Below are 15,079 nucleotides of genomic sequence, written 5' to 3' on the forward strand. Positions count from 1 at the left end.
ACCACGTCATCCTGTGGTGCATCCCGTTGCGCGTTCTTGTGGGCGGGTATGTATGTCATTGCCCCGAGATTTCCCTGAGCCAAGGACCGTGATCGACGATGAAGGTCGGCATCCCCCGCGAGGTCAAGAACAACGAGTTCCGGGTCGCCATCACGCCCGCCGGCGTGCATGAGCTGGTCCGTAACGGCCACCAGGTCTTCATCGAGCAGAACGCCGGTGTGGGTTCCTCGATCACGGACGCCGAGTACGTCTCCGCCGGCGCCGAGATCCTCGGCACCGCCGACGAGGTCTGGGCCACCGCTGACCTGCTGCTGAAGGTCAAGGAGCCGATCGCGGAGGAGTACCACCGCCTCCGCAAGGACCAGACCCTCTTCACCTACCTGCACCTCGCGGCCTCCCGCGAGTGCACGGACGCCCTGCTGGAGTCCGGCACCACCGCCATCGCGTACGAGACGGTCGAGCTCGCCAACCGCGCGCTGCCCCTGCTCGCCCCGATGTCCGAGGTCGCGGGCCGCCTGGCCCCGCAGGTCGGCGCCTACCACCTGATGCGCTCGGCCGGCGGCCGCGGCGTGCTCCCGGGCGGCGTGCCCGGCACCACGGCCGGCAAGGCCGTCGTCATCGGCGGTGGCGTCTCCGGCTGGAACGCCGCGCAGATCGCCATCGGCATGGGCTTCCACGTGACCCTGCTCGACCGCGACATCAACAAGCTCCGCGAGGCCGACAAGATCTTCGGCACGAAGATCCAGACGATCGTCTCCAACGCCTTCGAGCTGGAGAAGGCCGTCCTCGAGGCCGACCTCGTCATCGGCGCCGTGCTGATCCCGGGTGCGAAGGCCCCGAAGCTGGTCACCAACGAGCTCGTCTCCCGGATGAAGCCCGGAAGTGTCCTTGTCGACATTGCGATCGACCAGGGCGGCTGCTTCGAGGACTCCCGTCCGACCACCCACGCCGAGCCGACCTTCCAGGTCCACAACTCGGTCTTCTACTGCGTCGCCAACATGCCGGGCGCGGTGCCGAACACCTCCACCTACGCGCTGACGAACGCCACGCTGCCCTACATCGTGCAGCTCGCGAACCTCGGCTGGGTGGAGGCGCTGCGTCGTGACCCCGCGCTCGCGCTGGGCCTCAACACCCACGACGGCCAGGTCGTTTACGGCCCGGTCGCCGAGGCGCACGGTCTGCAGACGCTTGAACTGAGCGCGCTGCTCGGCTGAAGCGTCAACGACTGACGTCAATCTCACGTATCCGGCCGGACCTTGCCCGCAAGGTCCGGCCGGACGTGTTCGCGGCGTGCCCGGCGAAGCGGCTCAACTCGCCTCGAACGTAACCCTTTAACCCTTTCGCACACCCGCGAAACTTCGCAGTGACAGCTCGCACGCCCTTGACAGAGTGGTGTTCGGTTGCCGACACATCGTGCCGGGTCCGGCGGATTGTGTTGCCGCTGAGTGGTGACACGCCATAGAGTCGCCAACCGTCGGCATGGTGCCACGCTGACCTATCGATAAGTGTCCTGGTCACGTCCGAGGAGGTAAGACGACTTGTGAATGAGTCGACATTTGCTCCTGGAGGTGGTCAAGCAGGTGTGCCTGCGCCGGGCCAGGGCCCTGCCGGGCTCGAAGCTGTCGGCTCCGTCGCGGTCCGCACCTTCGCGAACCACCAGCACATGACGACGCCCCGAAAGAGCATGGACGGCCTAGACGTGAACTCCAGGGCCGGCGACCTGAGCGGCGAAAAGCCCACTGGTTTCGCCGACTACGACAATGTGCCCGAGGGGCACTTCTACGACCCCGACGCGGAGTACGAGCCGGACCCCGAGTACGCGGCCACTCTCGCCCCCGACGCTGCCCGCCAGCGCCGTGAGCGGATCGGCCCGACCGGACGCCCGCTGCCCTACTTCCCCATCCCGGGTCCGCTGACCGACCACGGTCCGGCGAAGATCATCGCGATGTGCAACCAGAAGGGCGGCGTGGGCAAGACCACGTCGACCATCAACCTGGGCGCCGCGCTCGCCGAGTACGGGCGCCGCGTACTGCTCGTCGACTTCGACCCGCAGGGCGCACTGTCCGTGGGCCTCGGCGTGAACCCGATGGAACTCGACCTGACGGTCTACAACCTGCTCATGGAGCGGGGCATGTCGGCCGACGAGGTGCTGCTCAAGACGGCGGTCCCCAACATGGACCTGCTGCCCAGCAACATCGACCTGTCCGCCGCCGAAGTGCAGTTGGTCAGCGAGGTCGCGCGCGAGTCCACGCTGCAGCGGGCGCTCAAGCCCCTGATGGCCGACTACGACTACATCGTGATCGACTGTCAGCCCTCGCTCGGCCTGCTCACCGTCAACGCCCTGACGGCGGCTCACAAGGTCATCGTGCCGCTGGAGTGCGAGTTCTTCGCGCTGCGCGGAGTGGCGCTGCTGACCGAGACCATCGAGAAGGTGCAGGAGCGGCTCAACCCGGAGCTGGAGCTCGACGGCATCCTCGCCACGATGTACGACTCCCGTACGGTCCACAGCCGTGAGGTGCTGGCGCGCGTCGTCGAGGCCTTCGACGACCACGTCTACCACACGGTCATCGGCCGCACGGTGCGCTTCCCGGAGACCACGGTCGCCGGTGAGCCGATCACCACGTACGCCTCGAACTCCGTCGGCGCCGCCGCCTACCGCCAGCTGGCCAGGGAGGTGCTCGCCCGGTGTCACGCCGAGTGAGTCTGCCCGGAGCCGACGAGCTGTTCCGAACGACCGGCGGGATGGCCCTCCAGGCGTCCTCGCCGCGACGAGGGGCCGCGGAGGCGCCCGCCGCGGAACACGCGGCCGGGTCGGCGCAGGGCACGGCGGGGGAGGGCCGCGGCCGGGAGGCCGAGGCCGGCACGGAGCCCGTCGTGGGCGCGCCCAGGCGGCCGCAGGAAGGTTCTGCCGGCTCGGGCGGCCCCGTCAACGGAGCTGCCCAGCCGGACCGGCGCGTCAAGGGCCAGGGCCGGGGCGCGAACCGGCGGCCCAGCGGGCGCGAGCGGCACGACGAGAAGATCACGGTCTACGTCTCCGCCGAGGAGCTCATGGACCTGGAACACGCGCGGCTGGTGCTGCGCGGGGAGCACGGGCTGGCGGTCGACCGCGGGCGTATCGTCCGTGAGGCGGTGGCGGTCGTCCTCGCCGACCTCGAATCCCGGGGCGACGCGAGCATCCTCGTACGGCGACTGCGCGGCCGCTGACCCGGCCGTACCCGTACCCCGCCCGTGCGCACCCCCCTGGACCGCGATGCCCCTCCCCGCCGAATCCGGCCGACCGACCCGCCGCCCGCTGGGACGCGGTCCCGGTACGCCGGAGGAGGGCCCCGCAGGCCCTGAAGCGCCCGCTGGGCGGCGCACGCCGACCGAGGAGGGGGCGGAGCCCCAGGAGGGCCACCGAAGCGCTGAGGAGCCCGGAGCGGCCGTGGAGGGGGCGGAGCTCCCGCGGGGCCACCGGGCCGCTGACGAGTCCGTACGGGCCGAGCCCGTGGCGCGGCGGCCTCAGGCCGGCCCCCGGGGTGCTGAGGCGCCGACCGGGGGGCCAGAGGCCCGCTCCGGGTCTGTCGGAGCCCCCGGCACGGCGTCGCCCGAGCCCTCTGGACCCGCCGGAGGCGTCGGCCCGAGCGGCTGCGCGGCCGTGGCCCCTGACACCGTGGCTCCCGCCGCAGACGACCGCCGGTGCGGCGCCCCGGCAGAGGTCTCCGAGAGCAAGGCCCCCGCCGCAGACGACCACCCGTGGGGCGCCCCCGCAGAAGTCTCCACCGTGGACCCCGCCGGAGGCGACGGGCGGTTCACCTTGAGGCTCGCCAATTTCGAGGGGCCCTTCGACCTCCTGCTCCAGCTGATCTCGCGGCACAAGCTCGACGTCACCGAGGTCGCGCTGTCCAAGGTCACCGACGAGTTCATGGCGCACATCCGGGCCATGGGCCCCGACTGGGACCTCGACCAGACCACCGAGTTCCTCGTCGTCGCCGCCACGCTGCTCGACCTGAAGGCCGCCCGGCTGCTGCCGGCCGCCGAGGTCGAGGACGAGGGCGACCTCGCCCTGCTGGAGGCGCGGGACCTCCTCTTCGCACGCCTGCTCCAGTACCGGGCGTACAAGCGGATCGCGGAGATCTTCGAGGGGCGGGCGGAAGCCGAGGGCAAGCGCTATCCCCGCACCGTCGGCCTGGAGCCCCACCACGCCGAGCTGCTGCCCGAGGTCGTCATCAGCCTCGGTCCGGAAGGCTTCGCTCGCCTCGCCGTCAAGGCCATGCAGCCCAAGGCCCGGCCCCAGGTGTACGTCGACCACATCCACGCACCGCTCGTCAGCGTGCGGGAGCAGGCCGGGCTCGTCGTACGGATGCTGAAGGCCCGCGGCGAGGCGACCTTCCAGGAGCTCACCGAGGACGCCGCGGACACCCTCACCGTGGTCGCGCGCTTCCTGGCCCTCCTGGAGCTCTACCGGGAGAAGGCGGTGGTCCTGGACCAGGAAGAGGCCCTGAAGACCCTCACCGTGCGCTGGAGCGGCGGGGACGGCGACGGCATGCCGACCGTGACCGACGAGTTCGACCAGATCGTGGAGGCGAAGGAATGAGCGACGCGAGCGACGTGGCCGCACTGGCGCTGAAGCCGGCGCTGGAAGCCGTACTCATGGTCGTGGACGAGCCGGCGACGGAGGCGCACCTCGCCAAGGTGCTGGCGCGCACCCCGCGCGAGGTCGCGGACGCGCTGCGTGAGCTCGCCGACGAGTACACGACCGCGGGCAGGGGCTTCGAGCTGCGCCTGGTCGCCGGAGGGTGGCGGTTCTACACGCGGGCGCGCTACGCCCCGGCGGTCGAGGGCTTCGTCCTGGACGGCCAGCAGGCCCGGCTCACGCAGGCGGCCCTGGAGACCCTGGCGGTCGTCGCGTACCGCCAGCCGGTGAGCCGGTCACGGGGCTCGGCGGTCCGCGGAGTGAACTGTGACGGGGTCATGCGGACCCTCCTCCAGCGCGCTCTGGTGGAGGAGGCGGGGACGGAACCCGAAACAGGTGCGATCCTGTACAGGACGACGAACTACTTTCTGGAGCGGATGGGCCTGCGTGGCCTGGACGAGCTCCCGGAGCTCGCGCCCTTCCTCCCCGAGGCGGACGCGATCGAAGCCGAGACGCAAGAGGGTGTTCCGTCGTTCGATCCGGACGCACCGGACACCGATAAAGACGACAAGACGACGGAACTTTGATGCGAAGCAACGGCAGCAGCAGCAACGGCGGCGGCAACAGGAACAGCGGCGGCGGCGGTGGTGGCGGACGTGGTAACTCCCGCGGCGGCAGCTCCGGCGCGGGCGGTGGCTACCGCGGTGGCAGCTCCAGCGGTGGCAGCAGCGGCGGCGGAGGTTACCGCGGTGGCAGCTCCAGCGGTGGCAGCAGCGGCGGCGGAGGTTACCGCGGCGGCAGCTCCAGCGGTGGCAGTGGCAGCGGCGGTGGCTACCGCGGCGGCGGCAGCAGCGGTGGCAGTGGCGGTGGCGGAGGTTACCGCGGCGGCAGCTCCAGCGGTGGCAGTGGCAGCGGCGGTGGCTACCGCGGCGGCGGCAGCAGCGGTGGCAGTGGCGGTGGCTACCGCGGCGGCAGCTCCAGTGGCGCGGGCGGCTCGCGAGAGCGTGACCGCGACCAGAGCGCGCCGCAGCGCCCCCGTAACCCGCGCCCCGAGGAGCGCCGTTACGACGTCGGCCCCGAGGGCGAGCGCAACGGCCGTGGCGGCGCCAAGGCCGGCGGCGGCGGTGCCCGCGGTGCGGCTGACGGCGGCCGGGGTGGTTCCGGCGCCCGTGGCGCGGCCGCGCGCGGTGGCGCCAAGGGCGGTCCCAAGACCTCCAAGACCCCGGGCATCGGCGGAGCCGGCGGCCCCCGTCGCGGTCCGGGCAGCCGCAGCGGCCAGTCCCGTCCGCGTGAGCTGGAAGCGCGGATCGAGGAGCGGGTGCGCGACCGGTACGCGGACAAGCCCGAGATCAAGACCCCCAAGACCTTCCCGGGCGCCGAGGAGGAGGGTGAGCGTCTGCAGAAGGTGCTCGCCCGCGCCGGCATGGGCTCGCGCCGCGCCTGCGAGGAGCTGATCGAGCAGGCCCGTGTCGAGGTCAACGGGGAGATCGTGCTGGAGCAGGGCAAGCGCGTCCTGCCCAAGGACGAGATCAAGGTGGACGGCCTGACCGTCGCCACCCAGTCGTACCTCTTCTTCGCGCTGAACAAGCCCGCCGGCGTCGTCTCCACCATGGAGGACCCGGACGGCCGCCAGTGCCTCGGCGACTACGTCACCAACCGTGAGACGCGTCTCTTCCACGTCGGCCGGCTCGACACCGAGACCGAGGGCATCATCCTGCTCACCAACCACGGTGAGCTGGCCCACCGCCTCACGCACCCGAAGTACGGCGTGAAGAAGACCTACGTCGCCGCGATCACCGGCCCGCTGCCGCGTGAGATCGGCAAGCGGCTGAAGGACGGCATCGAGCTGGAGGACGGCTACGCCCGCGCCGACCACTTCCGCGTCGTCGACCAGGTCGGCAAGAACTACCTGGTCGAGGTCACCCTCCACGAGGGCCGCAAGCACATCGTCCGCCGGATGATGGCGGAGGCCGGCTTCCCGGTCGAGAAGCTCGTACGGACCTCCTTCGGGCCGATCGAGCTGGGCGACCAGAAGTCCGGCTGGCTGCGCCGCCTGACCAACACCGAGGTCGGCATGCTCATGCGCGAGGTCGGTCTGTAGCCATGCCCGATCAGCACCGCTGATCCCGGCTACGAGAAGCCCGCAGTGCCTGAAGGCGCTGCGGGCTTCTCCCTTGCCCCGGGCCCCCGTCCCTGTTTATAGTCAAGCTGACTATTAAAGGGAGCGGGGGTCGGCATGAGGTGGACCATGAGCTGGACCGAGGTGCTCGGCTTCGCCACCGGCGCCGTGTGCGTCTGGCTGGTCGCCCGGCAGCACATCGCCAACTGGCCGATCGGCATCGCCAACAACATCTTCTTCATCGTGCTCTTCGCCCAGGCCGGCCTCTACGCCGACGCCGGGCTGCAGATCGTCTTCATCGCCCTCGCCGCGTACGGCTGGTGGTCCTGGACCCACGGGGGTGGACCAGGAACGGCCGAGGCCCTGCCGGTGCGCCGCACCACCCGCACCGAGTGGGTCTGGCTGACCACGACGGGGGCGGTGGGGGTCCTCGCCCTCACCCTGCTGCTGAGCCGGGCCACCGACTCCACCGTCCCCTTCTGGGACGCGGCCACCACGGGCCTGTCGCTGATGGCCACCTACGGCCAGTGCCGCAAGCTCGTCGAGTCCTGGTGGCTGTGGATCGCCGCCGACCTCGTCTACGTCCCGCTCTACGCCCACAAGGGGCTCTACCTCACCTCCGCCCTGTACGTCGGCTTCCTCGCGCTCTGCGTGGCGGGGCTGTTCGGCTGGCGGCGGAGCCTGGCGGCACGAGGCGACCGTACGGCCCTGGAGGCGACGGCAGGAGGCGCTACGGACACGGCCTGGTCCTCGGCAAGTTCTATCCGCCGCACGCCGGCCACCACCACCTGGTGCGCACCGCTCAGGACCACTGCGAGCGGCTGACCGTGCTGGTGTGCGCGGCCTCCGTGGAGTCGGTGCCGCTGGCGGACCGGGTCGCCTGGATGCGGGAGGCGCACCCGGAGGCGGAGGTCGTCGGCGCGGTGGACGACATTCCGGTCGACCTGCACGACCCGGCGGTCTGGGAGGCGCACATGGCGATCTTCCGGGGCGCGGTGACCGGCCGGGTGGACGCCGTCTTCACCTCCGAGGCGTACGGGGCCGAACTCGCGCGGCGGTTCGGCGCCGAGGAGGTCTGCGTGGACCCCGGGCGGACGGTCTTCCCGGTGTCCGGGACGGCGGTACGGGCGGACCCCGTCGGCTGCTGGGATTTCCTGGGGCCGGCCGTACGGGCCTCCCTGGCACGGAGGGTCGTCGTACTGGGCGCCGAGTCGACGGGGACGACGACGCTGTCGCGGGCGCTGGCGGCCCACTACCGGCGGCGCGGCGGGGTGTGGGCCGCGACGGGATGGGTCGCCGAGTACGGGCGCCGGTACAGCGAGGAGAAGCTCGCGGCGGCGCGGGCGGCGGACCCGGCGGCGTCATGGCCGGACGTGTCCTTCGCGTCGGAGGAGTTCCCGGTGATCGCGCGGCGGCAGGACGCCGAGGAGGAGCGGGCGGCCCGGCTGGGCTCGCCGGTGCTGTTCTGCGACACCGACTCCTTCGCGACCGGCGTCTGGCACGAGCGGTACACGGGAAGGCGCAGCGAGGAGGTCGAGAAGATCGCCGGTCTCACGCGGCGGGACCTGTATCTGCTGACGGACGACGCGGACGTGCCCTTCGAGGACGACGGGCTGCGGGACGGTCCGCAGCTGAGGCCCTGGATGACCGGGCGGTTCCGGGAGGAACTCGCGCGCACCGGGAGGCGTTTCCTGGTTGTACGGGGGGACCGCGAGGCGCGGCTCGCGGCGGCGGTGGCGGCGGTCGACGAACTGCTGGCGGAGGGCTGGCACTTCGCGGACCCGCTGCCTGAGCAGACGCAGCCGCCGCAAACGCAGGCGCAGCCACCGCAGGGGGCCCAGTCGCAGGGGACCCGGGCGGGGCAGGCCGGGCCGGAGGCGTCGCCTGAGCGGCAGCGGACGCAGCCGGAGTGCCGGTGAAGGGCTACGACCCGCACGCCTTCGAGCCGTTCGCGGTGGCCGTGGACCTCGCCGTCTTCACCGTGCGCGGCGGGGCCCTGCACGTGCTGGTGATCCGGCGCGGCCAGGAGCCGTACGCGGGGGCCTGGGCGCTCCCGGGCGGCTTCATCCTGCCCCGGGAGTCCGCGGAGGAGGCCGCCCGCCGCGAACTCGCCGAGGAGAGCGGCCTGGCGCAGGACGTGGTGGCGGCCCTGCACCTGGAACAGCTGCGGACCTACAGCGAACCGGACCGGGATCCCCGGATGCGGGTCGTCTCGGTGGCCTTCACGGCGCTGGTTCCCGACCTGCCGGAACCGGCGGAGCAGGGCGGCGGAGACGCGGACGGGGCCCGCTGGGTGCCCGTCCACGAGGCGCCGGACCTGGCCTTCGACCATGCGGTGATCCTGGCGGACGCGCGGGACCGGGTCCGCGCGAAGCTGGAGTACACCTGCCTGGCCACCTCTTTCTGCCCGCCCGAATTCACCCTGGGCGAGCTCCAGGCCGTCTACGAGACCGTCTGGGACACCGCCCTGGACCGCCCGAACTTCCGCCGCAAGGTCCTGGCCACCCCCGGCTTCGTCGAGGCCGTACCGGGAGCCGCCCGGCTGACCGGCGGCCGCGGTAAACCGGCCGCGCTGTACCGGCCGGGACCGGCGACCACGCTGCACCCACCCCTGCTCCGACCCTCGGAAGGTTCTACGCGATGAACACGATGAACACGACGAACACGACGGTCACGACGACGAAGCGGGCGGCGACGGGCGCTCTCATCGGTCTGGCCCTGGGGGACGCCCTCGGCTTCCCGACGGAGTTCAACGACGTGCCCTCGATCCTGGCCAAGACCGGCCCGTGGCGCGAGATGAAGCTCCCGCGCCCGGCGATCGTCACCGACGACACCCAGATGACGCTGGCCCTGGCGCGCGGCATACGGACGGCCATGGAGAGGGGCCCGATCGGTCCGCTGCGGCTGACCCGGCCGGTGCGCGAGGAGTACGTCGACTGGTACCACTCGCCGGAGAACAACCGCGCCCCCGGCAACACCTGCCTGGAGGCCTGCCGGCTGCTGGACCAGCCGGAACGGGACTGGCGTGACGCCAGCCAGATCGGCTCCAAGGGCTGCGGCGCGAACATGCGCGTGGTCCCCGTCGGGCTGGTCCCCGGCTGGACCGAGGAGGAGCGCGCGGGCGCGGCCCAGCTCCAGTCGGCCCTCACCCACGGCCACCCGACGGCGCTCGCGGCCTCCGACCTGACGGCGCGGGCGGTGTACCTGCTGGCGCAGGGCACGGAGGTGACGGGCCTGGTCGGACAGCTGCGCTCCTACGCCCTGGAGAACCGCACCCGCTACCACCAGCGCTGGCTCGGCGACCTGTGGATGCGCGCGACCTCGGACGCGACGCCGGAGTCGTTCATCGCCCGCGGCTGGGACGAATGCCTCGCGGTCCTGGACCGCCTGTCCGCGGCGCTCCGTACCCCCTCGCCGGAGACGGACCCGTGCCTCACGACCGGCCAGGGCTGGATCGCGGAGGAGGCCCTGGCCACCGCCCTCCAGTGTTTCCTGCTCTTCCCGGAGGACCCGCTGACGGCCCTGCGCCGCGCGGCCTGCACCTCGGGCGACTCGGACTCCATCGCCTGCCTGGCCGGCGCCTTCGCGGGCGCCCACCTCGGCGCGGACGTCTGGCCGCGCGACTGGGAAGGCCGCATCGAGTACCGCGACGAACTCCTCGCCTTCGGAACCCTCTGGGACGCGTGACGTCAGGCGGGCACGGACGCGCGGCGGGTGCGCAGCAGGAAGGCCTCGACGCGGGCGTGGTCCGGGTCCGCGGGGAGGGGGGTCGAGGCGAGGGCGCTCTCGTTCTCCTCGGTGAGGCGGGCCATCCAGGCGTCGGTCTCGTCCCAGGTGAGTTCGCCGCGTCGGACGGCGAGGAGGCGGTCGCGGTACGGGCCCGCGTCGATGGTGAGGCGGCCCGTGCGCAGGAGGTCGCGGGAGGACAGGAGCAGGCGCAGCAGGTGCATGGCGTGTTTCCAGCGGGGGGCGCCGTGGACGCGGAGGTCCGCGAGGAGTTTGCCGCGCTGGGAGGTCGCGTACCGGGTGAAGGTGGTGTGGGCGTGACGGGAGAGGAAGGCCTCGCGCAGCGAGAGCAGTTCCTCGCCGACGGGGCTGATCCGTTCCACGAGGGGGGAGTGCAGGCACTCCAGGATGTTCGGGTTGGCGCGCAGGGCGAGTTCGCAGAAGCGTTCCAGCTCCCAGGAGAACTCCTCGTCCCGCGGGCCCTCCACGTGGGTGGGGGGCTTCTCGAAACGCCAGAACAGCGGCGTCGGGGCGAGGTAGACACCGCGCCGGTCGGTGTCGCTCGCCTCCGTCGCCAGGCCGAAGGCCCGGGAGCCCATCACGCACTGATAGACCGTGTGGTCCCGTACGAGCGTCAGTTCGTCCATCCGGGGAGCGTAGGCGGGCGGCCTGCGGCTACGCGAGCGAGATACTGCCGTCCGGCGCGACCGTGATGTTCTTCTCCGCGAGGGGGCGGGTGGCCGGGCCGCCCGTCGGCGCACCGTCCGCGATCTGGAACTTGCTGCCGTGGCAGGGGCAGTCGATGGTGCCGTTCTCCACCTTGTTCACCAGACAGCCCTGGTGGGTGCACACCGCCGTGAAGCAGCGGAAGGACCCCTCGGTGGGCTGGGTGACGACGACCTTTTCCTCCTTGAAGACCCTTCCGCCGCCGACCGGCACGTCCGCCGTGCTGGTGAGTGCCTTGGGAGCCGTCGCGGGCGGATTGGCCGCGGTGCCCGGCTCGGTCGAGGGCTCGTCCTCTCCGCCGCCGCCGCAGGCGGTGAGCGCGCTGCCTGCGAGGGCTGCCGCGCTCGCCGCCAGTACCGTGCGCCGGGCGGTGCGCGTGGGTTCGCTCATAGCTGTGTCTCCTCGCTCGTGGCCGGATGGGCGAAGCAGCATCCTGGCCTGCGCCGGGCCGCAGGAGAAGCCCGCCGCGCCGTTTCACGGGCCCGGCTGCCAGGGAACCAGTGCGGCAGGACAGCCGGGTGTGCGTACGACCTCCCACACGCGGCTCACGGCGTCCCGGTTCAACGGGCCGTGGACATGCGGGTAGCGGCCGCCGGATTCACCCTCCCGGCGGACCTCAGGGATCAGGACGCGTTCGTCCAGTTCCACCGCGAGCAGGGTTCCCGGCACGTCCCGGTAGTCGGCGTGGGCGATGGCGAGCGCCGTCGGGCCGTCCGCCGAGCAGTGCACGAATCCCTCCGAGTCGAGCGAGGGCGGGGCGTACGGACGGTGGGGCGCGGCGGTCCAGTCGGCGAGCGGGACGATGTGGAAGATCATGCCGATCGTTCTACCGCGGGGGTGGGAGAGCCCGCACCACACGTGGCGACGCCGTCCGGTCCGTCCGGTACCGGCCGGACCGTCTGGTCGTGGAGGCGGGCGACACCGCCGTCGAGGCACGGGCTCTCCGACCCGGGCCGCCGCGAAGGGGCAGGGCAGCCCCCCGGGCGGGCCGCCGGGCCCTCGCGCTGTCCGCGCTGGCTACCCTGGGCAGCAGTCCCGCCGCCGTGCCGTCACGCAACCCTGGAGCGCACCGTGAGAACCGCCGTCGTCATCGGAACCGGACTGATCGGCACCTCCGCGGCGCTCGCCCTGACCGCCCGCGGGATCACCGTCCACCTGGTCGACCACGACCCGGCCCAGGCCCGCACGGCGGCCGCGCTCGGCGCCGGCACGGACGAGGCCCCGGAGGGCCGGGTCGACCTCGCGATCGTCGCCGTACCGCCGGCCCATGTGGCCGCGACCCTGGCGGATGTGATCGGGCGGGGAGTGGCACGGGCGTACGTGGACGTGGCCAGCGTGAAGGCCGGTCCGCGCCGGGAGCTCGCGGCGCTCGGGGTCGACGTCACGGCGTACATCGGCACGCACCCGATGGCGGGCAAGGAGCGCTCGGGACCGCTGGCGGCCACGGCGGACCTGTTCGAGGGCCGGCCATGGGTGCTGACCCCGACCCGGGACACGGACCACGAGGTGCTGAACCTCGCGCTGGAGCTGGTGGCGCTGTGCCGGGCGGTACCGGTGGTGATGGACGCGGACGCCCACGACCGGGCGGTGGCGTTGGTCTCGCACACGCCTCAGCTGGTGTCGAGCATGGTCGCGGCGCGGCTGGAGGAGGCCGACGAGACGGCGGTCCGGCTGTGCGGGCAGGGGATCCGGGACGTGACGCGCATCGCGGCGTCCGATCCGCGGATGTGGGTGGAGATTCTCTCCGCCAATCCGGGGCCGGTGGCCGATGTCCTCTCCGGGATCGCGGCGGACCTGGAGGAGACCGTGGAAGCCCTACGGGGCCTCCAGTCGGCCGATGAGGACAAGCGGCGCGGGGGCGCGGCGGGCATCGAGGACGTGCTGCGGCGGGGCAACGCGGGGCGGGTCCGGGTGCCGGGCAAGCACGGCGCGGCGCCCACCGTGTACGAGACGGTGGCCGTCCTCATCAGCGACCAGCCGGGCGAGCTGGCGAGGATCTTCGCCGACGCCGGGCGGGCCGGGGTCAACATCGAGGACGTACGGATCGAGCACGCGACGGGCCAGCAGGCGGGGCTCGTGCAGCTGATGGTGGAGCCGCGAGCGGCGGCCGCCCTCACCGCCGAGCTGCGGGAGCGGGGCTGGGCGCTGCGCCAGCAGTAGGCGGGGCGCGACGCCGATGAGGGGCTGCCCCCGGGAACGCCGCGCCTGAGGCGCCCCCAGAGCGTGGACGGGCTCAGCCTGAGCCCCCCCAGCCCCCCACCGCTGAAGCGCCCGCGAGGCGTGGACGGGGCTCCGCGCCCGAGGCGCCGGCGAGCCGTGGATCAGGGCTGCGTCCCGGGCCCCGGCGCCTGAAGCGCCGCCGGGCGTGACGGCCGGGATCGGGCGGTGCCGGGGGCCGGTAACCTTGGGCAGGGGCGCTTTGCCGCGCCCGGACACGTACGCGCAACCAGGAAGGTGCCCGCACCGTGGAAACCGCAGCTCCGTCCGCCGTGATCGTCGCCATCGACGGTCCCTCCGGCACGGGCAAGTCCAGCACCTCCAAGGCCGTGGCCGCCAAGCTCGGGCTGCGCTACCTGGACACCGGTGCCCAGTACCGGGCCATCACCTGGTGGATGATCACCAACGGCGTCGACACCGACGACCCGCATGCCATCGCGGTCGCGGCGGGCAAGCCGGCCATCGTGTCCGGTACCGATCCGGCCGCTCCCACGATCACCGTGGACGGCCTGGACGCCACGGGACCGATCCGGACCCAGGAGGTCACCTCCAAGGTCAGCGCGGTCAGCGCCGTCCCCGAGGTGCGCACCCTGATCACCGAACTCCAGCGCTCCATCGCCGCCGAGGCGGACGGCGGGATCGTCGTCGAGGGGCGGGACATCGGTACCACCGTCCTGCCCGACGCCGACATCAAGATCTTCCTGACCGCATCCCCCGAGGCGCGCGCCGCGCGCCGCAGCGGCGAGCTGCGGGGCAAGGAGGCCGGGGCCGTGGACCTCGCGGCCACCAGGGAGGCGCTGATCAAGCGCGACGCGGCCGACTCCGGCCGCAAGACCTCCCCGCTCGCCAAGGCCGACGACGCCGTCGAGGTGGACACCACCGAGCTCAGCCTCGAACAGGTCATCGAGTGCGTCGTTACACTGGTGGTTGAGCACTCGGCCGGAGCGGAGTCGAGGCGGAGCGCGACCGAAGACACTGAGAAGCGGGCGGGCCGCAGGTGAGCGAAACGCCCTCCCTCAAGGGTGCGGCGGTCGGCAGGCGCATCGGCATCGGGCTCATGTACGGGCTGTGGAAGCCGCGCGTGCTCGGCGCCTGGAAGGTGCCCGCCTCGGGCCCCGTGATCCTCGCGGTGAACCACTCGCACAACATCGACGGCCCGATGGTGATGGGCACCGCCCCGCGACCTCTGCACTTCCTGATCAAGAAGGAGGCGTACGTCGGCCCGCTCGGCCCCTTCCTCGAAGGGATCGGGCAGGTGAAGGTGGACCGCGGTGGAGCCGACCGGACGGCGATAAGCCGCGCCCTGGGCGTGCTCGACAACGGCGGCGCCCTGGGGATCTTCCCCGAGGGCACCCGGGGCGATGGCGACTTCGCCTCGCTGCGGGCGGGCCTCGCGTACTTCGCGGTCCGCAGCGGCGCGCCCATCGTGCCCGTCGCGGTGCTGGGCAGCACCGAGGCCCGGGGCCGGCTGGTCAAGGGACTGCCGCCCTTCAAGAGCCGGGTCGACGTCGTCTTCGGCTCGGCCTTCGACGCGGGGGACGGCAGTGGCCGCCGTACCCGTACCGCGCTGGACGAGGCCACCGTACGCATCCAGGACCGGCTGACCGCCCACCTGGCCGATGCCAAGCGCCTCACCGGGCGCTGAGCGAGACTTGACCTAGTAGTGGAACCGCGCT

16 protein-coding genes are annotated in these 15,079 nt (G+C 72.5%); 13 read left to right on the forward strand and 3 right to left on the reverse strand.

Annotated elements, in window-relative coordinates:
• The first annotated feature begins 98 nt into the window (after nt 1-98).
• The 10 genes from ald to ABZX75_RS27100 all read left to right on the forward strand — a co-directional run bounded on the left by ald (nt 99) and on the right by ABZX75_RS27100 (nt 10,421).
• Nucleotides 99-1,214 (forward strand): alanine dehydrogenase, encoded by a 1,116-nt coding sequence (gene ald / locus ABZX75_RS27055; protein WP_355414931.1) that lies wholly within the window; start codon nt 99-101, stop codon nt 1,212-1,214.
• 368 nt (nt 1,215-1,582) lie between these two features.
• Nucleotides 1,583-2,701: a ParA family protein gene (locus tag ABZX75_RS27060; protein WP_355414933.1), complete on the forward strand. Its 1,119-nt coding sequence runs from the start codon at nt 1,583-1,585 to the stop codon at nt 2,699-2,701.
• A complete protein-coding gene (locus ABZX75_RS27065) occupies nt 2,686-3,204 on the forward strand; it encodes a hypothetical protein (RefSeq protein WP_355414935.1) in 519 nt (172 codons plus the stop codon). The genes ABZX75_RS27060 and ABZX75_RS27065 overlap by 16 nt, the downstream gene beginning before the upstream one ends.
• Nucleotides 3,205-3,250: 46 nt before the next feature.
• A complete protein-coding gene (locus ABZX75_RS27070) occupies nt 3,251-4,576 on the forward strand; it encodes a segregation/condensation protein A (RefSeq protein ID WP_355414937.1) in 1,326 nt (441 codons plus the stop codon).
• Nucleotides 4,573-5,202, forward strand: coding sequence for an SMC-Scp complex subunit ScpB (gene scpB / locus ABZX75_RS27075; protein WP_355414939.1), 630 nt, complete (start codon nt 4,573-4,575; stop codon nt 5,200-5,202). The genes ABZX75_RS27070 and scpB overlap by 4 nt, the downstream gene beginning before the upstream one ends.
• A complete protein-coding gene (locus ABZX75_RS27080; protein WP_355414941.1) occupies nt 5,202-6,716 on the forward strand; it encodes a pseudouridine synthase in 1,515 nt (504 codons plus the stop codon). The genes scpB and ABZX75_RS27080 overlap by 1 nt, the downstream gene beginning before the upstream one ends.
• 147 nt (nt 6,717-6,863) lie before the next feature.
• Nucleotides 6,864-7,559, forward strand: a complete 696-nt coding sequence (gene pnuC, locus ABZX75_RS27085; RefSeq protein ID WP_355414943.1) for a nicotinamide riboside transporter PnuC — start codon at nt 6,864-6,866, stop codon at nt 7,557-7,559.
• The gene (locus ABZX75_RS27090; RefSeq protein WP_355415002.1) at nt 7,478-8,653 is read left to right on the forward strand and encodes an AAA family ATPase; all 1,176 of its coding nucleotides are present in this window, start codon (nt 7,478-7,480) and stop codon (nt 8,651-8,653) included. The genes pnuC and ABZX75_RS27090 overlap by 82 nt, the downstream gene beginning before the upstream one ends.
• Complete coding sequence (locus ABZX75_RS27095; RefSeq protein ID WP_355414945.1) at nt 8,650-9,378, forward strand: NUDIX domain-containing protein; 729 nt, start codon at nt 8,650-8,652, stop codon at nt 9,376-9,378. The genes ABZX75_RS27090 and ABZX75_RS27095 overlap by 4 nt, the downstream gene beginning before the upstream one ends.
• 5 nt (nt 9,379-9,383) lie before the next feature.
• Entirely contained in the window at nt 9,384-10,421 is a 1,038-nt protein-coding gene (locus tag ABZX75_RS27100; RefSeq protein ID WP_355415004.1) for an ADP-ribosylglycohydrolase family protein, read from the forward strand.
• A 2-nt stretch (nt 10,422-10,423) separates the two neighbouring features.
• Here ABZX75_RS27100 and ABZX75_RS27105 read toward each other — a convergent pair whose 3' ends face one another.
• The 3 genes from ABZX75_RS27105 to ABZX75_RS27115 all read right to left on the reverse strand — a co-directional run bounded on the left by ABZX75_RS27105 (nt 10,424) and on the right by ABZX75_RS27115 (nt 12,002).
• Nucleotides 10,424-11,107, reverse strand: a complete 684-nt coding sequence (locus tag ABZX75_RS27105; protein WP_355414947.1) for a nucleotidyltransferase domain-containing protein — start codon at nt 11,105-11,107, stop codon at nt 10,424-10,426.
• A 28-nt stretch (nt 11,108-11,135) separates the two neighbouring features.
• On the reverse strand, nt 11,136-11,576 hold the full coding sequence (locus ABZX75_RS27110) for a Rieske (2Fe-2S) protein (RefSeq protein WP_355414949.1): 441 nt from the start codon (nt 11,574-11,576) through the stop codon (nt 11,136-11,138).
• Between the two features lie 84 nt (nt 11,577-11,660).
• On the reverse strand, nt 11,661-12,002 hold the full coding sequence (locus ABZX75_RS27115; RefSeq protein ID WP_355414951.1) for a DUF952 domain-containing protein: 342 nt from the start codon (nt 12,000-12,002) through the stop codon (nt 11,661-11,663).
• Nucleotides 12,003-12,257: 255 nt separating this feature from the next.
• Here ABZX75_RS27115 and ABZX75_RS27120 point away from each other — a divergent pair, with 255 nt between their 5' ends.
• The 3 genes from ABZX75_RS27120 (at nt 12,258) to ABZX75_RS27130 (ending at nt 15,048) form a co-directional block, all read left to right on the forward strand.
• Nucleotides 12,258-13,346 carry a prephenate dehydrogenase gene (locus ABZX75_RS27120; protein WP_355414953.1) on the forward strand — a complete coding sequence of 363 codons (1,089 nt, stop codon included), beginning with the start codon at nt 12,258-12,260 and terminating at the stop codon, nt 13,344-13,346.
• A gap of 305 nt (nt 13,347-13,651) precedes the next feature.
• The gene (cmk, locus tag ABZX75_RS27125; protein WP_355414955.1) at nt 13,652-14,404 is read left to right on the forward strand and encodes a (d)CMP kinase; all 753 of its coding nucleotides are present in this window, start codon (nt 13,652-13,654) and stop codon (nt 14,402-14,404) included.
• Between the two features lie 56 nt (nt 14,405-14,460).
• Nucleotides 14,461-15,048 carry a lysophospholipid acyltransferase family protein gene (locus tag ABZX75_RS27130; RefSeq protein ID WP_355415006.1) on the forward strand — a complete coding sequence of 196 codons (588 nt, stop codon included), beginning with the start codon at nt 14,461-14,463 and terminating at the stop codon, nt 15,046-15,048.
• Nucleotides 15,049-15,079: the final 31 nt, after the last annotated feature.

This window comes from Streptomyces sp. NPDC003038 (genome assembly GCF_040611115.1).
GTDB lineage: Bacteria > Actinomycetota > Actinomycetes > Streptomycetales > Streptomycetaceae > Streptomyces.

Coding starts and splice junctions, on each gene's coding strand:
- scpB (WP_355414939.1), top strand. CDS start 4,573: ATGAGCGACGCGAGCGACGTGGCCGCACTGGCGCTGAAGCCGGCGCTG.
- ABZX75_RS27100 (WP_355415004.1), top strand. CDS start 9,384: ATGAACACGACGAACACGACGGTCACGACGACGAAGCGGGCGGCGACG.
- ABZX75_RS27130 (WP_355415006.1), top strand. CDS start 14,461: ATGTACGGGCTGTGGAAGCCGCGCGTGCTCGGCGCCTGGAAGGTGCCC.
- pnuC (WP_355414943.1), top strand. CDS start 6,864: ATGAGCTGGACCGAGGTGCTCGGCTTCGCCACCGGCGCCGTGTGCGTC.
- ABZX75_RS27080 (WP_355414941.1), top strand. CDS start 5,202: ATGCGAAGCAACGGCAGCAGCAGCAACGGCGGCGGCAACAGGAACAGC.
- ABZX75_RS27110 (WP_355414949.1), bottom strand. CDS start 11,576: ATGAGCGAACCCACGCGCACCGCCCGGCGCACGGTACTGGCGGCGAGC.
- ABZX75_RS27105 (WP_355414947.1), bottom strand. CDS start 11,107: ATGGACGAACTGACGCTCGTACGGGACCACACGGTCTATCAGTGCGTG.
- ald (WP_355414931.1), top strand. CDS start 99: ATGAAGGTCGGCATCCCCCGCGAGGTCAAGAACAACGAGTTCCGGGTC.
- ABZX75_RS27070 (WP_355414937.1), top strand. CDS start 3,251: ATGCCCCTCCCCGCCGAATCCGGCCGACCGACCCGCCGCCCGCTGGGA.
- ABZX75_RS27115 (WP_355414951.1), bottom strand. CDS start 12,002: ATGATCTTCCACATCGTCCCGCTCGCCGACTGGACCGCCGCGCCCCAC.